19 protein-coding genes are annotated in these 21,288 nt (G+C 38.4%); 14 read left to right on the top strand and 5 right to left on the bottom strand.

The window, feature by feature from the left end; genetic code table 11:
* Positions 1–24: 24 nt before the first annotated feature.
* The 10 genes from IGI37_RS14890 (at position 25) to IGI37_RS14845 (ending at position 9,599) form a co-directional block, all read left to right on the top strand.
* Positions 25–927: a carbohydrate ABC transporter permease gene (locus IGI37_RS14890; protein WP_438762850.1), complete on the top strand. Its 903-nt coding sequence runs from the start codon at positions 25–27 to the stop codon at positions 925–927.
* Positions 924–1,319 (top strand): hypothetical protein, encoded by a 396-nt coding sequence (locus IGI37_RS14885; RefSeq protein WP_438762849.1) that lies wholly within the window; start codon positions 924–926, stop codon positions 1,317–1,319. Before IGI37_RS14890 ends, IGI37_RS14885 begins: the two co-directional genes overlap by 4 nt.
* Positions 1,310–1,744 (top strand): carbohydrate ABC transporter permease, encoded by a 435-nt coding sequence (locus IGI37_RS14880; RefSeq protein WP_438762848.1) that lies wholly within the window; start codon positions 1,310–1,312, stop codon positions 1,742–1,744. The genes IGI37_RS14885 and IGI37_RS14880 overlap by 10 nt, the downstream gene beginning before the upstream one ends.
* On the top strand, positions 1,744–3,105 hold the full coding sequence (locus IGI37_RS14875; protein WP_438762847.1) for an extracellular solute-binding protein: 1,362 nt from the start codon (positions 1,744–1,746) through the stop codon (positions 3,103–3,105). The genes IGI37_RS14880 and IGI37_RS14875 overlap by 1 nt, the downstream gene beginning before the upstream one ends.
* Positions 3,106–3,375: 270 nt before the next feature.
* Positions 3,376–4,176 carry an HAD family hydrolase gene (locus IGI37_RS14870; RefSeq protein ID WP_438762846.1) on the top strand — a complete coding sequence of 267 codons (801 nt, stop codon included), beginning with the start codon at positions 3,376–3,378 and terminating at the stop codon, positions 4,174–4,176.
* A gap of 14 nt (positions 4,177–4,190) precedes the next feature.
* Positions 4,191–5,072, top strand: coding sequence for a sugar phosphate isomerase/epimerase family protein (locus IGI37_RS14865; RefSeq protein WP_438762845.1), 882 nt, complete (start codon positions 4,191–4,193; stop codon positions 5,070–5,072).
* 2 nt (positions 5,073–5,074) lie between these two features.
* Positions 5,075–6,085, top strand: a complete 1,011-nt coding sequence (add, locus tag IGI37_RS14860; RefSeq protein ID WP_438762844.1) for an adenosine deaminase — start codon at positions 5,075–5,077, stop codon at positions 6,083–6,085.
* A 136-nt stretch (positions 6,086–6,221) separates the two neighbouring features.
* On the top strand, positions 6,222–6,920 hold the full coding sequence (locus IGI37_RS14855) for an MgtC/SapB family protein (RefSeq protein ID WP_438762843.1): 699 nt from the start codon (positions 6,222–6,224) through the stop codon (positions 6,918–6,920).
* Positions 6,921–6,934: 14 nt separating this feature from the next.
* Positions 6,935–7,741, top strand: a complete 807-nt coding sequence (locus IGI37_RS14850; protein WP_438762842.1) for a DeoR/GlpR family DNA-binding transcription regulator — start codon at positions 6,935–6,937, stop codon at positions 7,739–7,741.
* A gap of 247 nt (positions 7,742–7,988) precedes the next feature.
* Positions 7,989–9,599 carry a hypothetical protein gene (locus IGI37_RS14845; protein ID WP_438762841.1) on the top strand — a complete coding sequence of 537 codons (1,611 nt, stop codon included), beginning with the start codon at positions 7,989–7,991 and terminating at the stop codon, positions 9,597–9,599.
* A gap of 214 nt (positions 9,600–9,813) precedes the next feature.
* Here the strand turns inward: IGI37_RS14845 and IGI37_RS14840 are convergent, their stop codons facing one another.
* The gene (locus IGI37_RS14840; protein ID WP_438762840.1) at positions 9,814–10,809 is read right to left on the bottom strand and encodes a WYL domain-containing protein; all 996 of its coding nucleotides are present in this window, start codon (positions 10,807–10,809) and stop codon (positions 9,814–9,816) included.
* Positions 10,809–12,041, bottom strand: coding sequence for a hypothetical protein (locus IGI37_RS14835; RefSeq protein ID WP_438762839.1), 1,233 nt, complete (start codon positions 12,039–12,041; stop codon positions 10,809–10,811). Before IGI37_RS14835 ends, IGI37_RS14840 begins: the two co-directional genes overlap by 1 nt.
* A gap of 149 nt (positions 12,042–12,190) precedes the next feature.
* Between IGI37_RS14835 and IGI37_RS14830 the strand changes: the two genes are divergently transcribed.
* Both IGI37_RS14830 and IGI37_RS14825 read left to right on the top strand, forming a co-directional pair.
* Complete coding sequence (locus tag IGI37_RS14830; RefSeq protein WP_438762838.1) at positions 12,191–13,423, top strand: RtcB family protein; 1,233 nt, start codon at positions 12,191–12,193, stop codon at positions 13,421–13,423.
* A gap of 78 nt (positions 13,424–13,501) precedes the next feature.
* Positions 13,502–14,254: a nucleotidyltransferase domain-containing protein gene (locus tag IGI37_RS14825; RefSeq protein ID WP_438762837.1), complete on the top strand. Its 753-nt coding sequence runs from the start codon at positions 13,502–13,504 to the stop codon at positions 14,252–14,254.
* Positions 14,255–14,362: 108 nt separating this feature from the next.
* Here the strand turns inward: IGI37_RS14825 and add (IGI37_RS14820) are convergent, their stop codons facing one another.
* From add (IGI37_RS14820) to IGI37_RS14810, 3 genes are all read right to left on the bottom strand, one after another.
* Complete coding sequence (gene add, locus IGI37_RS14820) at positions 14,363–15,367, bottom strand: adenosine deaminase (RefSeq protein WP_438762836.1); 1,005 nt, start codon at positions 15,365–15,367, stop codon at positions 14,363–14,365.
* Positions 15,368–15,449: 82 nt separating this feature from the next.
* Positions 15,450–16,469: an ADP-ribosylglycohydrolase family protein gene (locus tag IGI37_RS14815; protein WP_438762835.1), complete on the bottom strand. Its 1,020-nt coding sequence runs from the start codon at positions 16,467–16,469 to the stop codon at positions 15,450–15,452.
* The gene (locus IGI37_RS14810; protein WP_438763664.1) at positions 16,462–16,926 is read right to left on the bottom strand and encodes a PTS transporter subunit EIIC; all 465 of its coding nucleotides are present in this window, start codon (positions 16,924–16,926) and stop codon (positions 16,462–16,464) included. Before IGI37_RS14810 ends, IGI37_RS14815 begins: the two co-directional genes overlap by 8 nt.
* 234 nt (positions 16,927–17,160) lie before the next feature.
* On the opposite strand from IGI37_RS14810, the gene IGI37_RS14805 reads away from it, so the two are divergent.
* The gene (locus IGI37_RS14805) at positions 17,161–18,474 is read left to right on the top strand and encodes an MFS transporter (RefSeq protein ID WP_438762834.1); all 1,314 of its coding nucleotides are present in this window, start codon (positions 17,161–17,163) and stop codon (positions 18,472–18,474) included.
* A 380-nt stretch (positions 18,475–18,854) separates the two neighbouring features.
* Positions 18,855–21,233, top strand: a complete 2,379-nt coding sequence (locus IGI37_RS14800) for a DEAD/DEAH box helicase family protein (protein WP_438762833.1) — start codon at positions 18,855–18,857, stop codon at positions 21,231–21,233.
* The last annotated feature ends 55 nt before the right edge of the window (positions 21,234–21,288 follow it).

Raw genomic sequence — 21,288 nt, 5'->3', positions numbered from 1 at the left:
TAACCTGTGAAAGGAAGGTCCGGTATGACTGAAACAACAGCTAAGAAACTAAAACGAGTAAGTAAAAAGAACTTTTTAGGTAAAATCGAACCCTGGTTTTATCTACTGCCCTCACTTGTTGCGATTGGTTTATTTACGTACTATCCCTTTGTTACAAATATTTTTGATAGTTTGCATATCGTGGATTCTTTCGGAAATCGCCGTGCGTTTATAGGAATAGAGAATTATCAAGCGATTTTAGGGAATCCCAAGTTTTTACAAGCAATCGGGAATACGGTTCTGTTTTCAGCAATCACCATTCCAGCGTCATTAATTATCGGACTTATCTTGGCCTTGGTTGCACGAGAAAAAAGAAAGACGTCTCCTATTTATGAAGCAATGTACTCCTTACCAATGGCGATGTCTTTAGCAGCGGTCGCGATGATTTTTCAGTTAATGTTGAATCCAACATTGGGGATGGTTAATAAAATTTTTGGTGTAGATATTAATTGGCTTAAGGATGTGACAACTTCTTTACCTTCATTGATTTTTATTGAAACATGGTTGAATATCGGGTTTAATTTCTTATTCATGCTGACGGCTGTAAGAGGGATTCCCGATGAAATCTTGGAGAGTGCTGAGATAGATGGAGCGGTTGGGTTTACAAGACTCTACAAGATTATTCTTCCATACATCTCACCAACGATTCTATTTTTATTGGTTTCTTCTATTGCTAAGACAATGATTACGAGTGGTCTAACACTCATTTTAACGCAAGGTGGGCCAGATGGAGCGACTGAAACAATTGTCTCCTTTATCTATAAAAATGCTATTTTAAATCAAAATTATAATATTGGTTATGCCGCTTCAGTAGTTGGTTTTGTAATTACATTTCTATTTGCAGGTCTGAGCTTTATTTACGAGAAGAGAGGAGTTCATTACGGATGAAAAAAACAAGAAGTGTTGGGTTTCAATTGTTTGCATTGGCCTTAGGGGTGATTGTCTTAATCCCAGTTTTGTATGCCCTTTCAGTTTCGTTTATGAAACCCGATGAGATTTTAAGTAGAGAGGTCAATTTGTTACCAAGAAGTTTTTATTTAGGAAACTATATTGCGGCTTTTCAAAAAACGACGCTCACTCGGTTTTTACTGAATTCTTTTGTCATGACAGTCGGCTCTTCGACGGTTCGGTTAGTCACAGCTGGTACAGCAGCATTTGCCTTATCCTTTTATAACTTTAGAGGAAAACAAGCGATGTTTTTGTTGATTATTGGGACGATGATGATTCCACCAGATTTATTAATTGTTAAAACTATCGAACGGTTGCCAATATGGGCTTGATCAACACCTATTTGGGTATGATGGTGATATTTTTTGTGACCGCGTTAAACATTTTTGTGATGAGACAACATTTTTTAGCCTATTCAAAATCAATCTATGAAGCAGCAAAAATGGATGGTTGTAGTAATTTTGAGTTCTTTATTCGGGTGTTACTACCCTCTTCAAAACCGGTTTTAATCACGACGTTTATCTCGTCATTTGTCGGTGTCTGGAACCAGTATTTATGGCCTTTACTAGTCACCAATCAAAATGAAATGCGGACGGCCCAAGTAGCGGTTACTCTGTTGAATTTCCCAGATGAAAGCCCTCATGGCGGCCTCAATATTAATTGTAATACCAACTGTTGTCGTATTTATCACCTTCCAACGTTATATCAAAAAAGGTATGATGGCTGGCGGAGTGAAAGGATAGAAGGGAGAAAATAATGAAAAAATTAGTAATAGGTTTCATGTGTGCAATTGCCTTGGCAGGATTGGTCGGATGTGGGAACAAAGCAAAAAGTGGTGGAGACAAAAAGGATGATTTTGCCTTAGTGGATGATTTTTCCGGAACAGAAATTGTCTTTTGGCATGCGATGTCAGGAAGTAATGGCGAGGCACTAGATAAGATTGTTAAGGATTACAATGAAACGGTCGGAAAAGAGCATGGTGTTAAGGTAAGCACAGTCTTCCAAGATACCGAAATTGCGAGTAAAGTAAAGCTTGCTTCTTCAACAAATGATACGAAAAATGCACCAGATATTATTCAGACTGTTGGCATGGACTTGCCATCGATCTCAACTTTACCTCAGATTGTTCCGGCGCAGACCTTTTTTGATGATAAAAAATCAGAGCTGAAAACAGAGGCTTACTACGATCAACTTTTACGAGCCTTTACGTATGAGGATAAGATTATCGGCGTTCCGATGAATGTTTCAACCTTATTGTTATACTACAATGAAGATTTACTGAAAAAAGCTGGTTTTGACCATGCACCTAAAACAATTGATGAGTTAGCCAAGTACACAGAAAAATTAGGAAAGATGGATGGTGTGAATGGTTTAAACACGCAAATTATGCGTTATCAGTTAGTCAATTTTATCGTAAGTCAATTCCCAGAGAGTTTTGTAGGTGATAATGAAGGTGGACGTAAAGCACCTATGACTAAACTAATTATGGGGGAAGATGGCACGTTAGATAAGTTCTTAACCGAATGGCAAAAAGTGATTGATAGTGGTGGTTATAAACATATTGAAGACAATGCGAATGAAGAGTTTGCTACGGGAATCAATGCCATGGCTCTCCTTTCTTCTTCTCGATTAGGTGCAATCAAAACATTGACAACAGGTAAGTTTACTTTCCAAACAGCCTTTTTACCAAAAGTCAGTGAATCAGATACGAGTGGCGCAAGTGTTGGTGGTAGCTCACTAGTATTATACAATCGTGACGATAATAAAAAGTTATCTGCAGCCTGGGATTTCATTTCCTATGCAACCTCTCCAGAAGTTCAAGCAGAATGGTCACAAGCAACTGGTTATATTCCTGTTAATGTGGCAACTGAAGAATTGCCTGAAATGCAGAAGTTCTATGAAGAGAATCCTCAATTTAAGACGGCTCTTGAACAATTGAAGACATCAGATCCATTATCACAAGAACCATTTGATTTAGTTAACTGGGAAATCAATGATATTGTTGCTGATGCGATGCAAAAATTTGCTGAAGGTAAGTTAACGAAAGAAGAAACGGCCAAAGAAATTGTTGATAAGTCGAACAAGGCCTTAGATGAGTACCATAAAGCAAATGGATAATGAAAAACGTTCTGAGGTTGGGACAGAAGTGGTTAACTCCGAGAAATAAGAAGGGATTTACTAAAATTGCTCTTCAAATTTTTGTAAATTCCAGCTTATTTCCGAAGGAGTTGCTTCTGTGCCACCGTTTATTCGGAAAAAGGGAGGCTGGGGCATAACTGATAAAGTTATGTCCCAGCCTCAGAAACTATAATAAAAGTGATACAACCAGTGAACGTACTTTGGTAGCAAAGCTAGTTCAAAATTTTTTGGTAGGAAGTGAGTGATAGGATGACAATCAAGTATATTTTCTGTGATATCGATGGGACATTGATTCAAAATAGAGAGGCATTGACGGCATCATTTATCGATGAGGTCCGTAGAACAACAGATAGAGGCATCTTTTTTACGTTTGCTTCAGGCCGACTACCTTATCGAATTCAACCGTTACTCGATGAATTAGGGTTACATAATCAGCCCTATGTTGCATGTAATGGCGCTTTGGTCAAAAGAGGCCAAGATATCTTATTTCAAAAAAAATTTCCTTTACGTCTTCTGCGAAATCTGGTGGAAAAAGCCTTAGATGCGAACATGACCGTTTTATACGCAATTGATGAAATAGAATATGTGATGGCAGAGAATACCGCGACTCAGAGAAAAAGAAACGAACGTGGTAGCTACCATCCATTAAAAAAGCCAACAGAAGCCGAATGGCAGGAATTAGAAATCATTAAGCTAAATGTTTTAAAAGACGATAGCTTAGAAACAATAGATTTGTTTGAAGAGGATTTTGAAGGAATGAAAGAAAAAATTTTAATTACAAGATATGGCCTGCATGGTATTGAATTGGTAAGCCAAGGCATGAGTAAACAAACAGGGATAGAAATTATTTTAAATGAGTTACATGGCAATCTACAGGAAGTAGCGACCATCGGAGATAATGAGAATGACTCTGAAATGATTCAAGCAGCAGCTTTAGGCATTGCAGTAGGAAATGCAACATCAGAATTACAAGCAATGGCCGATGATACGGTCACAGGAATTGCCATCGAAGGGGTCCAAGAGGCTTTAAAAAAGATCAGACAACAATAGAAAGGACAAAAATCATGAGATTATCTACTTCAACGAATATTTTATTTGAAAGAACCTATGAGGCGCCGGTTGATCCCTTACAATGTATGGAAATTTGTCAACGAGCAGGTTATACAGTATTGGATTTTTGTTTCCATGACTTAACGACTTATGCGAGTGACTTTATGACGGACAATTGGAAAGCGTACATGAATCGAGTGAAAGCTAAGGCGGATGAATTGGGTATTGAATTTAGTCAAGGACATGCTGTGGTGTATGATTTTTGTCGACCAGAAGTGGATCACCAACATTTTGAGGAAATCTTAAAAAAATGTATTGAGGGAGCGGGGATTCTAGGAATAAAATGGCTAGTGATGCATCCTTCAACTGTTATGGATACAGCTGAACCTTACAAGGATTCGAGAAAAGAAAACATTCGCTTTTTTACAAAATGGTGTGAATTTGCCAAGCAACATCAAGTAGGTCTTGCGATTGAAAATATGTGGGATTGTCATATTTCTCCAATAAAACTTTATTGTACGACTGCTGAAGAGATGGTTGATCTAATTGATGCGGTCCCAGGCTTGGGCGCTTGTTGGGATGCTGAGCATGGCGCCATCATGCAACAAAATCAGGCGAAGGCTTTACAACTTTTGGGTCACCGCTTAAAAGCGACACATATCTCAGACTATACCAATGTACAAGATATTCATTTGTTGCCTTACCTAGGAAAAACAGATTGGGATGAGGTGATGGCAGCTTTTGCAAGTATCGATTATGAAGGTGATTTTGACTTGGAGATTCATCGGTATCTAACCAAAATGCCAATGGAAAATGTTGAACAGGCTATTGCTTTAAGTTTTCAAATAGGTCAGAGTCTATTAGAGCTGGCTAAACATAAAAAGGAGACGAATTGAGAATGAGTGATTTTTTTTATCGTGCACCAAAAATTGAACTACATTGTCATTTAGATGGATCAATTACACCTGCAGTGATCAAAAAAATGATTGATTTATCTTCATCTCAGCTGGAAATAACTGAAGAGGAGCTGTTAAAAAAAGTCCGTGCTCCAGAAAAATGTCAAAATTTGACGGAATACTTGTCATGTTTTCCATTGGTCACTTCTGTCTTAAATACCCGCACGGCATTGAAGCTTGCGTTAAGGGATGTCATGGATCAGGCGGCAAAAGAAAATATTCTTTATCAAGAAATCCGATTTTCGCCTAAGTATTTATCAACGGATGATTTTTCTATGGAGGAAGTCGTTGAAAGTTTAGTACAAGCAAAAAGTGAGGTAGAGGCAGATTTTTCGGTTTCGATAGGCTTGATTGTTTGTTGTATGAGAGGGCACGAAGAAGCGACAAACTTAGAAGTGATTCGTCTAGCTAAAAAGTATCAAGCGTATGGGATAGTGGGAATCGATTTAGCTGGTAATGAGATAAAGTATCCAACCAAAGATTACCAAAAATTATTTTCTTATGCAGAAACAGTAGGACTCCCTTACACCATTCACGCTGGTGAGACAGGAAATATTGAGAATGTCCGTTATGCCCTTGAGTTTGGCGCAAAAAGAATTGGCCACGGCATTGCGTTAGCCAAAGATCGCTCGTTGATGAAGATAGCTGAAACAAAAGAGGTTATTTTAGAGATGTGTCCTGTCTGCAATATTCAAACAGGTGCATCTGCCAATTGGCTGGCTTACCCAACATCTGAATTTGATGAGATGGGTATAAAGTATTGTTTCAACACAGACAATCGCACGGTTTCAAATACAACACTAACCAGAGAATTTACGGAAATTGATCAATATAAACAAACGATGAATGAGTCTAAAGTGAAAAACCAAACCCTCCAAGCAGTTGATTATTTGTTTCTCGCGGAAGCTGAAAAACAGAAGTTGAGAGAGCGTATCGGCAGTTTTTATGCGTGAGCTCTGTAATTGCTAAATAACTGCTAGATAGTGCTGGCCATAGCACACATCTAGCAGAGGTAAAAAGGACTTCAAGAGAGTGTTTAGTGAATCTTTGGTATTTTTAACGTTAAGTAAAAAATAAGGGATTGATACAATGTCAATAAAAGAAATTCTATTACGTGTATGTCTCGCATTGTTTTTTTCAGCCTTAATTGGTTATGAAAGGGAAAAGAGCCAAAGTAATGCGGGATTAAAAACGCATGCTTTGGTAGGTGTGTCTTCAGCTTTAGTGGCGATTATTCAGTCGGAAATCGGTCGTCAGGCTTTAGCCAATGCATTGGCTAATCCAACGATGGCGAATTTTTTTAGTGCGGATCCTGCAAGACTGACGGCTCAGGTTATCTCTGGGATTGGCTTTCTTGGCGCAGGAACGATTATTGTCACGAGGCGGAGTATTTCTGGACTCACTACAGCAGCATCTATTTGGTCAGTTGCTTGTTTAGGTATCTCAGTGGGCATGGGATATGTTAAAATATCAATAGTTGGTTTTTTAGCAATTTGTAGTATATTATTTTTGTTGAAGCGTTTTGTCAACCTTTCTGTACCAACAAAATTAATTATTAAGTACACTGGCGGATTATCTACATTGGATAAAATTCGTTCAGATTTAGATAAGTTAAATTTACAGTTTACGACAATCAAATACGATGTCCAGGTTTATGGTGATATCAGACTGTACACGAATATTTTTGAAATAAAGTCTTTAGACCAAAAATATTTTGATAAGCTGCTGGATGTATTTGCCCATAATCAAAATATTATTAATTGCGAGAAAACCAAATTTGATAAGTAGGAGGAGGAATATACTTGACTAAAATTGAAAGAAGACATAAAAAGATTCTGGAAATCTTATCAACCATTCCGTTAGCGACTATCGCAGAACTTTCAGAAACGATTGGTGTCTCTAGTGAAACGATACGTAAAGATTTGAAGGTTCTCTCTGAAGAAAAGATGATTTTTCAAACGCATGGTGGGGTAGCCTTAGCTAGAGGGAGAAATGTCAGCCAACCCTTTGATTATCGAATGCAAATCAATAGTCAAAGCAAACAAAAAATTGGGAAAAAGGCTGTTCATTTAGTTGAGCCAAATGATGTGATTTTATTGGAGAATAGTACCACTTCTCTGGCTTTGGCGAGAGAGTTGTCTAAGAATAAAGAATTATTGGATAGTCTGACCATTGTAACGTCCTCATTTAAAATTGCGGCACAATTAGATGATACGTTCAAAGAGACAAAAACAAGCTGTCGTCTATTTTTTGTTGGCGGTTGGACAAATTTTGAGCAGCATGGAACCTTTGGGCTGCATACGATAGAAACACTGAAGTCCATTCATGTAACCAAGGCCTTTTTGAGTGGGGCGGCTTTAGACGAAAGGCTTAGATTGAGTGGCTATAATGACGAAGATGTGGCGTTTCAAAAGAGTGCGATTGTTTATTCACAACAGGTCATTCTAATGCTTGAAAACGGTAAATACCCAAAATCGGGCTTTTCAAATGTGGGGAGTATCGAGGATATAGACTCGATTGTAACCGACGTTGTATTCGATGATGAACGCACTAGACAGTTAGAGTCAGCGAATGTCAAACTAGTGGATGCAAATTTGTTTGAAGACTAAAAAAGACCTTCATTTAGTGTTAGGAGAAGATGCTCAAATCTTCTCCTAACACTATTTATATTTTATAAATAGAATAACGGCGCCTCGACTGCTTGAATTGAGCAATAATAAAACAATCACTATGGAAGGTTTTCGATAAGGATAAAATAGTTAATACATGACTTAGTAATTAAGTAGTTGTTTTTAATCGCTTTTTTATCGGAATATTTATGATACACTAAACAAAAGCCGTCAGAAAGGAGATCCAATGAATTATCGAGAATTTCTAAATGAGACCACAGACAAAGTCGAAAAAATGAATGAAAATGAGGCAAAGAGAACGCTAATAAACCTGATACGGATGACTCCGGTAGAAAATCGAGAAAGAGTGAGTCAGTTGCTTAATGCAACAAAAAAACAACTTGAAGAGGAGCTTATCAGTTGCCAGCACTTATTTGAAGAGTTAGAAAATCGAGAGTATCATTTTCTTATAGCGGAAGAAGACTATCATAGTGATGGTTGGGGATTAGGGGACACTTTTTATTATAAGGATCATTTGGGTAGCGGCAGAATAATAGATAAAATTTTTGCCTTTGCTGAGCAGCTTGTATTTCAGAAGCATTTTTCAGAAGCTGTTAATCTGTATAAGAAATGTTGTGCGCTGTCTTTTAGAGTTTATGATGCATGTGTGGAAGACTATTATGAGGTATCTTTTGCTGAGATACAATATGAAAAGATATTTAAAAAAGATTTAGATCAAGTAGCAAATCATCTACTCTATTGTGTCTATCAAATATGTCCCCCTGAAAAACGGGCAAAAGATCTCTATGAATGTTTTGCCTTAGAGATTTGTGCATCTGCTACTTTAGATGAGGTTTTTATGTCAGGTCCTCAACCGTTAGAGGATACAGAACTGTTTCTAGTAGATTGGATTCAGCTTTTGAAGAAGATTGACGGGCCGTTTGCTGAGCGGCTGTTGCTAGATGCAATTACGATTAGTTCAGTGTTTAACGATGAGAATAAACTCCATCAATTAGCCCGTGAAACTGCGAGCACACATCCAGTGGTTTATAGCGAATATATTGAGAGCTTACTTGCAAGAGATGAGTTGCACCAAGTATTAACTGTTGGGGAAGAAGCTGTACAACAAATTCCTGAAAAAAGTGAGGTTCGCAGTCAAATAGTGAAAAGAGTTGTCGAAGCGGCTGAACAATTGGGTACTCCAGAAAGCGCGTATAGAGCAAGGTTGACAGCTTTTTATTCTGATCCACAGGCAAATAATTTATTTCCTCTATTAACAATCTCTTTAAATGAAGCAGACCGACTAGAGTTACTTCATTTTATTCGAGTAAATCAACGGGTTCAAGACAAACAAATTTTATTGTTCTTTTTGAAACAGTTTGATGAGGTTTATGAACAAGAAAAGAACAAAAAAGGTGTAAGTACCGGTCATGAGTGGCAATCGTTAGGGTATGGAATGTCTTCAATAGAAGGGCTGCTTCCTCTTTTCCTTCTTCTGCTTAGTGCAGGTGGTATGTCAAAAACAGCAAAGCAGATGTTGCCTTCTACTCGTTACTTATATATACGAGATTTTGAGTCTCGGTTTACACTTTGGAAGTCTTCAGTCATTCTAACAACAGAACAGAAGGAAACCTATTTGGACTGGTGCAAACGCGAAGTGATACGAGTGAGTGATAAGTTGATTAATCTAAAACAACGTAATCAGTATAGAAATATGGCAATCTTGACAATCGTTTTAGGCGAAGCGGAAGAAGGCTGTGGAGTAGTAGGTGCACGTGAAAAAATGATTCAAATTGCTACTAGAAAACATAGTCGAAAACCTCGGTTTATGAAAGAGCTGAGGTCGTTGATTGAGTAAAAAGTTGGTATAGAGATAAGCGCTAAGATTGGTGGGGATCATTAATCTTAGCGCTATTTTGCATGCGGTGTTATACAAATATGTGTCTGATGAGCTAGTTAAAATTAATAATTGAACTCAACTGAACACAAAAATTAAAAATATAATATAAAAGAAGCGCTAAGCCTATTGATAAAAATCAGTGGCCTAGCGTTTTTAGGATTGTTTTGTGCACTTATGTTGCCTTAGTTTCGTCGTCCCAGTTTTCCATCCATCTTGCTTGTGCGTTGAGTCTTTGTTTGAGTTGGTCAACAAATTTGTCTGGTTTTGTGACGGTGATAAATGGACCGAAGGAAAGAAGTCGAATGAGCAGTTCGGTCTCGTCTGCACTGTGATATTGAATGGTTAGCTGGTAACGATTTTCATCTAATCTCCGCGTTGTCTTATGGTAGTCAGCAAAATGGGACATACTTCGTTTTAAGGCTTGCCGTTTATCAATAAGGACACAGGTGACTTCAGCTTGTTTTCGCTGAGAAGTGATCGGCAGAGCTAAGTAATCCCTTGTTTCTTCAACGGGTTGGATGGCGTGTATTCGGTCGAGATTGAGTGTGACTTCAAATCGATCTGTACGCAAAATTCGCCAAGCACGTACTCGAAATAGGTTGTTTTTTGGTGAGTATTCTAATTTAAAAGGGACATAGAGCCTGACCTTTTCTGGCGCAGATTGACGCCGTTGATAAGTAATTTTTAGACAAGCTTTCTCTTGAATAGCGGTTAATAATTCTTTGAAATGTGCTTGCTGCTGTGCCAATCCAACGAAAGAATCAATTTGATTAAACTGATCATAGTAGGTGAGTGAAGCTAAATCAAAAAGTGGTTCTTCCTCTTTCAACTGTTCTTGAAGTGCCGTTATTTCAGAAGGCGACATAAAAAATAAAAGTCGTGGGTCAGTTGTGACTGTTTTGAGCCATCGTCGTTCTAAAGTTGTTTGAATTGCTTGTGGTGCGTGTTTGGTAGTGGGTAGCCATTGCTGTTCACTTTCTCTTAATAAAAACCAAGGATTTTTTTGGTTTTGTAAAGAAGGGAGAACCTGTAGAATGGATTCGCCAAAACCGCGAGTACGAATAATTTTATCAAGATCTGCGGTGGTGAGGGCCTCCTTTGTAGAAAGAATCTCTTTAACAATAGCAAAATAGACACCGTAGATTTCATGAAATAGCGACGGATGCATCAAATCTCTCCTCCTTCTTGTACAGAATAGTGGGTAATCAGCTTTTTCATATCATGGATGAACGTCTTTTGCCACATCTCATCGGTACTGTCGATAGAGATAATTCTGCCGATAAATGTACGGAGAAACGGATTAATCGCAAAAAGGTCAATTAAATCTATTTCAAAAAGCACGGTGGTCGAGTCCAGACGTCGATGGGTCCCCATACGTTGTTCTCGTTGGATACGGCTGACTAGATAGTCTTCTTTTCCTTCTATAATAAAGAGTCTGACGCGTAAATGTTGCAAAGGTCTATCGTTGAAGCTGCCGTTCCAGGAAGTGTTCTTGACGCGAGCAAATCGATCCTTTAATTCCTCATAATTGTCGATGGTTTCACCTATCGAAGTACCTTGGATGTTCTCAATTTTAAATGAAGACAAACGATTTTTCCGAGCGTAACCAATCAAATATTGGCGTCCTGTTTCAGTACTGATATAGAGTGAAACAGGGGCAATTTTTAGTGGGCGATTGTTTGTCCGAGAGATTGTTAAATACTTTCCTTGAGCAATCGCAGTTAGACTATCTAAAACGACCAGTTCATCTAAGCTATGTACGATAAAGTGATGTTTAAAGACAAATGGACTTTTTGTTTGAGGGGCCGTTTGGTTCAGCAAAAATTGTCCAAGCACACCAGCTGGGAGGACCTCCTTGAAAAAGTGTAAGGCCGGAATCATTTTTTTAGTGAGCAACACAGGTGTAGTCAATTGATAATAGATACGTCGGTCTTTTTCTGTCTCCTTTATCAGGCCCAATTGGCAATACTCTTTTAATTTGTTTCGTACAGTAATTTCTGAGAGCGTCGGTGCTTTTTCAAAATGACTCAGATACTCGTCATGAATACGTTCAGTCAGCTCTGTTAAGGACTGCGCACATTCCGCTAGACAATCAAGAAGTACAAAATGTAGAAAAATGTCATTTTTGGTAAAACTTTTTGTTTGCCACAAGTTAAAAAATGGATTCATATCCTCTGAGTTTTGTTTCAAATCCAGTCGAATGATCTTTCCCTGAGCGGTCTGTTCCCAGACGGCATAACTAGCCAGATAGCTCTCAATTCGACGACGCTCATTGTCATAACTACGCAAACTTTTTTCAGTGAACTCTTCTCGCGGCTTAAACCCATTGATATAAAAATCACGGGCATAGGGACGTATCATGTTAAATTCTTTTATTAGTTCATTAAAGGCTCTACTCATAGGGTTTCCTCACAAATCGATAGTTGATAATTTTATTATAACAAATCAGGCCCTCAATCTTCGCAACATTTTTTTAAGGAGACTTCCAAGCAATTATTTTACAATGAGTGTAGTTAAGAAAGAGAGAAGTTAAAGGAGGACAACAAGATATGTTTGTACATTACGAGAAGGAAAAAGAAGCAGCGCCGATTAAGGTTTGGTTACTAAATGGGGCGCTTGAGGAAAATGTGTTGGAACAGGCGCTGAATTTGGCTGAGCTACCTTTTGTTTTTAAATGGGTCTCTTTGATGCCGGATTGTCACTATGGTTATGGCATGCCAATCGGCGGTGTGCTAGCGGCAAAGAACACAATAGTTCCGAATGCAGTGGGAATGGATATTGGCTGTGGAATGTGTTATATTCAAACGAATATTTCGTATGAGGATATCAAAGAGGTGAACCATGACAATCAATCATTGGTTAAGTTGATGGTCAATCAAGTCATGCGCGATGTGCCGGTTGGGTTTTCTTTACATAAACAAAAGCAGCCTTCAAAGGTGATTGATCAAGCAATCGTGGCGATGGCAGATGATCAAAGCTTACCGGGTGCAAAAGAGACATTAAAAAACGGCTACCATCAAATTGGGACATTAGGTGGAGGGAACCATTTTATTGAGTTTCAGGTAGATGAAGAAGGTTATATTGGTATCATGATTCATTCAGGAAGTCGAAATCTTGGCGCCAAAATTTGTCAGCATTTTAACAAGGTGGCTAAAGAGTTGAATCAGCAATGGCATAGCCGAGTGCCAGAGAATAATCAGTTACCTTTTTTGCCTACGGATAGTCAAGAAGGAAAAAATTATCTCAAATGGATGAATATTGCCTTGGATTATGCTTATGAAAATCGTGAACAAATGATGGAGAAGACAACGGCGATTTTTTCAAAATATATTAATAAGTATTTGGGAAAAGAAGTGGCGTATAGTCTGAATGTGAATTGTCATCATAACTATGCGGCTCTAGAGAATCATTACGGCAAGAATGTTTGGGTCCATCGAAAAGGGGCAACGCGTGCTCGTGAAGGTGAACTGGGAATTATTCCTGGAGCGATGGGTTCGTATAGCTATTTGGTAAAAGGCTTAGGTAATCCTGATAGTTTCCAATCCTCTTCTCATGGAGCAGGACGTGTCTATTCAAGAAAGAAAGCCAAAGAAGAGATTACGGTTGAGTCAGTGATTGTTGATTTGAAGGAACAAGAGGTTGTATTAGGAAAGGTTAAAAAAGCAGACGTCGCAGAAGAAAGTCGTTTTGCTTATAAAAATATCGACGAAGTAATGGCTAATCAGCAGGATTTAGTTGTCCCTATCAAAAAACTAAAAACAATTGGCGTTATCAAAGGATAAGTCGGAATTAAAAAAAACCACAGAGAAAGAACCGCGAGTTCGGTCAAAGAAATAGATAGAAAGTCCGAGGTGAAAAAGATGAGACAAATCATTCAAGAAAAATTAAAAGAAATAGAAAAAAGAGAAAAGGTCAAAATTATTTTGGCTGTGGAGTCTGGTAGCCGAGCGTGGGGCTTTGAATCTAAGGATAGCGATTATGATGTTCGGTTTTTATATGTCAGAGAGAAAGAATATTATCTAAAATTAAACAAGCAAAGAGATGTGATCGAGTGGCAGTTAGATGAGGTCTTGGATATCAACGGTTGGGACATAGAAAAAGCCTTACGACTATTGTACAAATCTAATCCAACGTTATTTGAGTGGTTTCAGTCCCCGATTGTCTATCAGAAAACAGCTGAGGCCGATGCAATGCAGCCTTTATTGCAGAAGTATTTTTCACCCAAAAAATTGCTGTTTCATTATTGGCATATGGCAAACTCGAACTACAGAGAATATCTCAAGGGGGATTATGTAAAGGCTAAAAAATATTTTTATGTATTGCGTCCGATTTTGGCCAGCAAATGGGTGATTACTTATGACGAGATTCCACCAATTGAGTTTGAGAAGTTAGCGGAGAAACTACTTGATGATCAATTAAAGCCACTTATTGCAGAGCTCTTACAAATGAAAAAAGGGACGAGTGAAGTAGATTGTATAGAAAAAATCGTCGCCTTAAATGACTATATCGAAGAAGAGATTGTATGTTTAGAGAAAATTGCACAAAATGAACCGACCACCAATACAAAGGAATGGGCAGACTTGAACGAGTTTTTCTTAGCACTGCTACGCTAATCGTTTATTTGAATAAGTGATTAAGAAGCTCCTGTTAGAACGAATAATTTTAGAAAAACACCCCTCTTATTCTGACTTTATCAGCCGGATAGGAGGGGTGTAATTGAGTTAGTTTGAGGGATAAGCTTGATTGATTTTTTTCATCAAGGCAGCTTTTACAGGAGCTGTAGCAAACGAACCGTTAACTGCATTCACGTTCAGTTGTTTCATCTCCGACACAGTTAGTTGACAGTGTTCGGCCAGTAAATGATACTCGTTTGTGAGTGTCGTTTGAGAGACCGTCCGATTATCCGTGTTAATACAACAGGCAATGTTTTGTGTCATAAACAATCGTAGCGGGTAAGCGCACCAATCAGAAATAGCATTTGTTTGGAGGTTGCTTGTCGGACATAACTCGAGTAAAATATTTTTTTCTGAGCAGAGCTTCATTGCATCAATATCTTCTCTGATTGCGACACCGTGGCCAATTCTTGTTGCACCTAAATGAATCGCCTCAACGACATTTTGAGCGCAGCCACATTCGCCTGAGTGTAAGGTTAAACCTAGTCCAGCATCAATTGCTAGAGCGGTTGTCCTTTTTATTTTGTCGTTTCCAACTTGCTGCTCATCCCCAGCAAAATCAAAACCCGCAATCGCTTCATTTTGGCTTTTTTTGAGGGAGTCGATTAATTCGGCATTCTGTTGATCGGTATGATGACGCATGGCCGAAACAATTAAATTTGCTTGAACATCAAATTTCTCTTGCGCTTTTCGAATGCCTTGGACCACGGCTTGAATGATCTGTTCAATCGATAAGCCCTTTTGTTGATGAAACAACGGTGCAAAACGGATTTCGATATAACAAACATTTTCATTTCCTGCTTGCTCAATTAGATCAAAGGCCGCAATTGATAAATTTTCTTCACTTTGAAGAAGAGGTAAAATAACCTCAAAGCTTTCTAAATACTCTTTCAAATTTAAACATTTTTTTGGCGCCATCACCTTACTTAGACTTTTTTTAGAGAGACCTTCCTTTGCAGCAAGCTTCTCTAAGGTTTCTATCCGGATGGAACCATCCAAATGACAATGTAATTCGATCTTTGGTAACTCTTTGATTGTTTTTTTGTTTAGCACGTCGTCTGACCCTCTCTATTTTGTAATGGAAGTAATTAGTCGTTCACAGGAGCGGTCTGGACTCGGAAAGTTAATCGCAAGCTTAGAGATACAAACCAACAAACTCATCAATCGTTGCTTGAAGAGGCAATAATTGGTTGGCTTCTTGCATCTTTTTGATGTACGCAGTTGGAATACTTTCTAGGCCATTCAATCCGCCTAAAATGCCACCTAACATGGATGCCATGGTATCTGTATCGCCCCCGACATTCACTGCGGCATAAATTCCTTGCATTGTATCACCATTTACGCCTGTTAGCAAGCTGAACACGGCAGGAATTGATTCTTGAACAAGGAAGTTTGTGCCGACTTTATCTGCTGTTTGTTTTAATAAATCTTCAAAATCTTTGGCACTTGCGCCAATCTTGACTGCTTCTTGAATTTTGTAGGCGATATCTGGGCCAACAGAAATATGTTGATTTTTTTTACCAAATTCCTTTCCTTTCTGCGCGCCCCACAAAGCGGCTTCAATAATTCCCTCAAGAGTTGCGCCATCAGTTAACGCTGTAGTAGCCGCGCAACAGATTGCTGCTGCTGCAGAAATGGCATTACTGTTGTAGTGAGTGGGTTTACACATAGCAATCGTATATTCGAGGGCTTTTTCTAAATTCCCAGCGGCTAAAATAGCTAGAGGAATTGTTTTCATGGCCCCTCCATTGGTGGCCATACTATTATAATTAACCAACCCAAATGGATCAACATCAGTTGGTAGACCTTGTTTCATATTTTCAATCGCAGCTCTTGTTGTTGGTCCTGAAAATTTATCAAAATAATGCTCATCAGCGCCCCAATTAATGATGGCTTGTTTGGCAATCAGTTCATCAAATGCGCCATTATTTTTGATAATTTCTTTCATCAGATAATAAGACATGCTGAAATCATCTGTGACTGTGCCAATGGGGTAATCTCTTGAAAAGGTATCATTCGGCGATTTCGTATATTCTTTTACATAGCCTCCAAATGTTTCTAAAATTTGATCCGTATTACGCAGTTCAGTAGGAGCTCCAAGGGCATCTCCGACAGCGGCACCATATAAAGCGCCTAACATTTTTTCTTTATTCATGAGTAAGTGACTCCTTTTCTGTTTGTGTTTTTTGGCCATCTAATACTTTCAAGAATACATACCACATAAAGGCTAATAAAATTAATAGTAGTAGTTGCAAGATAGCTCCTCGAATTGAGTTTGTAACAATTGCGCCACTAATTACTAACGGCATTGTATAAGGCAAGGCGACTCCTGTTGTTAGAGGAACAAGACCTGATGCCATAGCAAAATATGAGAGAGTCGTTGTAATGATAGGTGTCGCAATTAAAGGGATAAACAAAATCGGATTTAGCATAACGGGTAAGCCAAAAATTAATGGTTCATAGACACCAAAAATTCCAGGAACCAAAGCGATTTTTCCTAAATCATTCCACTCTGAGCGTTTTTTGAAAAAGAATAATAAAGAAATCAAGACAGGAATCGATAGGTAACCGCCATTTAATACAAAAAAGTCTGTTAGATACGGACTAGTAATTGTTTTACTTAGTCATATAAAAAAGTTGTTTTTTCTCTATTTTTCATATGGTATACTAGTTTTTGACGTATTTTCGTCGTTATTTTTAGGAAAGGTGGGATTACGATGTTTAAAATTGCGGTTGTTATTCCAAATATGATGCGATTAAGAAAATCGTAGAGGTTGATTTTTGAAAACACTCAGAAATTGACCGGCAAAGAGTATACAAAAAAGTCTTTTTGAGGAGTGTTTTAAATGAGTAAAGTAGATAAGTCCTTTGATTTATCCCATTGGAAAAGAAATTTTTATTTGTTCCTAACAGGACAATTTTTATCAGGAATCACGAGTATGATTGTGCAGTATTCGATTATTTGGTATTTAACCGTGCTGACAGGTTCAGCGACTGTTATTAGCCAAGCAACATTATTGGGAATGATTCCAACGATTGTGTTGAGTCCCTTCGTCGGTCCATTAATTGATCGCTGGAATAAAAAATACTTGTTGATTATTACAGATGTGGTCGTGGCAATCTTTGCTTTGGTTTTAGCAATTGTTGGTTTTACATCTGATGGTTTCCCGCTTTGGTTAGTTTATGTAGCCTTGTTTGTTCGAGCAGTGGCCCAAACTTTCCAAATGCCAACGATTCAATCCATTTTACCAACGATGGTTCCAGAATCTGAAATTACGCGAGTGAATGGGCAACTGGGAATGGTTCAGTCAGCCAATTATATTATTGCTCCAGCATTAGGTGCCTTTTTATTCACCGTTATGGATATGAATTTTTTGATTTTATTTGATGTGTTAGGTGCTATTTTGGGTGTTGGATTATTGTTATTTGTTGCGATTCCTCACTTACCTTCTGAAGGTGAACGGGTTCATATTTTAACGGATTCAGTTGAAGGCTTAAAGATGTTAAAAAGCCGCAAAGGGTTATGGCACTTAGCATTGAATAATACCTTATTCATGTTGATTTTTATGCCAGCAGCTAGTCTTTATCCTCTGATGACAATAAATTATTTCAAAGGGACGGCAGCAGACGCCGGGATTATTGAAGTATTATATGCAGTGGGAATGTTAGTCGGCGGCTCATGTATTGGTCTATTTGGTCAATGGAAAAATCGGATGAAACCAGTCTTCATATCCTATCTGATTATTGCAGTAACAGTGCTTCCAAGTGGGCTTTTACCGGGAAATAGAATGGGCTTTATCCTGTTTGGTGTCTTAAATGCTATCACAGGACTAGCAACACCTTTCTTTTCAACGATGCTTATGGCGATGGTTCAGCAAAGTTATGAACCAAAATTCTTGGGTCGAGTATTAGGGATTTTAAACTTTCTTATGAGTTTGGCCGGACCAGTCGGCTTGTTAGCAGCAGGTCCTTTAGCAGATAAATTAGGAGTTGAAAAATTATTTGTCATTGCAGGGGCTGGAACATTTGTCTGCTTAATTATTCTTTTACTATCACCGAGTGTGAGAAATTATGATTTAGAATTGCAGAAAGAGTTGAGTCAAAAAGAAGCGGAAGCAGCGTCTTCTAGTGAAACGACCGCTGATTCTGTAGAGTCATAATCGACTGAACATTGTAGACGAAACAAGCACAAATTACGACTAATTTTATGTGTAATTAGAAAATAATAAGAAGAGGTTGCTTTAGTGCCCAATGTTTATTGGGAGGAGCGTGGGAACATAACAAAAAGTTATGTCTCACGCTTTTTTTTATAGTTTAGCTCCATAAGTAAAAGGCATAGACTTGTTAGAGAACTTGGGGGTTCGTTTTTTTAGTGTGGTGTGAAAGAATGATAAGTCCCAAAAATAGTTTGAAGAAATGGTGAATAGGTTATATGATAATGGTTAATAGATTATAAGATAAAGAGAAAGTTGTTTCCTTTCATTGTAGGTTTCCTTTGTTGAAGGAAGTATTGTAATCAAAACATAGAGGGAGGTGCTGTATGAATACAATCGATTTGTATCCTCATCAGAAAAAAATACTCGATTATGTCAAGACAAATCCACAACAAAAAACCTATCATTTTGTTGCGCCGCCAGGTTCAGGAAAGACGATTGTCGGGTTGTCTTTAATTGATTATTTTAAGAAAAAAACGTTGATTTTAGTTCCGTCTTTATTACTGAAAGAGCAGTGGGCGAGCCAAGCGCAGCTGTACATTAAAGAATCTGTGAGCGTGGACATTCTTTCACCTAAAGAACTGACAATTGCAACGTATCAAGGTGTTTACCAACAGCTACAAGAAAATTCTGAGCTGCTGCAAGAATTTGAGTGGATTATTTTGGACGAAGCGCATCATTTAAAAAAGGTCTGGGGCGATAGGTTGGGGCAAGCGAGGGAAAAAGCGAGTCATCTGGTCAGCATTTCTTTGACTGCAACCCCTCCTCTGTCAAGTAACCAAGAAGAATGGACGACCTATATGACGTTGAATGGTCTGATTGATGATGAGATAACTACACCGGAGCTTATCAATCAACAGTTATTAAATCCATATCAAGATTTTATTCATTTCGTTCAGGCAGAACCTAAAATTCAAGAAGAACATACAGCTTTTGTTAATCAACAAAATGATATAGTTGATCAAATGTTGGCAGATGAGGAAGTCGTTCAGACGCTTATGAGCCATCCATTCATGGTTTCGCCACTTACTCAGACACATGAAATTTATGATCAGTTTGAAGTCTATGTTGCGATGCTGTTATTTCTAGACAATAACCAAGTTGACTTCTCGTCAGAACATTGGCAGGTTTTAGGCTTTAAAAAACAGCAACCGCTACCTCTTCTTTCCAAAACGCAGCTGTCTATATTATATGAATGGTTGTGGCGAGAATTTCCTGAATTGGCTATATTTCATCGATTAAAAAAGGAACATTGGTTGAAAGAGGAAAAATTGCTCTTATTTCCTATTTTTCCAAAAGAAAAACTGGTTGGCAGCCATGTGGCAAAGATGGAAGCAATCAATCAAATTGTGATCAAAGAAGAGGCGAATCTTGCTCAAGCGTTGAGCTGTGTGATTTTGTTTGATCGAATCTATGAGGAAGCCTTTGATTTCAAAGAGAATCCAGCCTATTATGGCGCGGTACCACAATTTCTTCAGCTACATGAGTTAGTAGCAGCTGAGACTGAAATCGCGCTAATCTGTGGTCGTTTTCTCGTTGTTTCAAGGAAAGTTGCGCACACGTATTTTGAAGAAGAGGCGTTTCAAGAAATAGCTGGAATCCATGGCTTTTTACGCATCAATCTCTCTGAAAAAAATCGTAAGCAGCTGATTGCTCAGATGACGAATCTTTTAGAACTAGGTGAACTTCAACTAGTGATTGGGACGGTTGCGTTACTTGGGGAAGGGTGGAATTGTAGACAAGTAAATACAGTTATTTTGGGAAATAATTCAAGTTCGTATGTTCAGGTACAACAATTACGTGGGCGCGTTTTACGAGTGAAGGATAAAAAACCAGTCAGCACAATTTGGCATATTGGCCAGTATTTGCCTGATCTTACTTGGGAAGAGCAACCGGAGTTAGCTTCAGTGATTAAGCGATTATCTTATATTGAAGGGATTTCGAATCAACAGGTTCCTGAAAGTGTCACTACGGGAATTCTAAGGTTAAACTTCCCTGATGAGGTAACGAGAGTTAAACTAGAAAACTATAATCAACAAAACTTCTTTTTTGCAAAAAATCGAGAGCTACTTGCTGACTTTTGGAGAAAAGGCTTAGCAATTGGTACTCAAATGACGATGCCTATCTTTATTCGGCCAAAAGGAATAGAAAAGCCTACAGGGTTTATGCAACCAAAAGAAACGGTTCTTCACTACCAAAAGCTAGGGCTCTGGCAAGCGTTAAGCAAAGGGCAGCTGGGTACTTATTTTGAGCGAGTAAAAGCTAGGCGCACATGGAAGACCACCTGTCAGTTACGAGAGAAACTAGCTGAGGCCACACTAAGAGTCAGTCAAAAAAGAGGCGATATCGGTCATCAAGCAAAAGTTGTTGTTCAGATGAGTCCAAGTGAATTTACTGTGCAGTTATTGAACGCTACGTATCAAGAGGAACGATGCTATAATCAACTATTCATGGATATTATACGACCGGTACTTGATGCGCGTTATCTGCTGAAGATAAACGACCACTATTTTTGTGTCCCAAAAGAGCTAGCGCGCACTAAACAGTCAGCGACAACATTTCTAAAAGAAATTCAAAAGGGATCACCAAAATGTGAGCTAATCTATACAAAGAATACAATTGGCCGACAAAAACTCCTGCAGGCCCACATCAAATCGCTAAAAGAGCAGGGCATAGACGTCTCAATGGAACGGCTCTGGCAATAAATGTGGCTTATCAAATATCCAAAATTTACAGAGGGATTCTCTGTAGATTTTGGGT

The sequence above is a fragment of the Enterococcus sp. AZ194 genome, from assembly GCF_051713825.1.
Classification (GTDB): domain Bacteria; phylum Bacillota; class Bacilli; order Lactobacillales; family Enterococcaceae; genus Enterococcus_K.
This window is presented reverse-complemented; position numbering and strand designations above follow the sequence as displayed.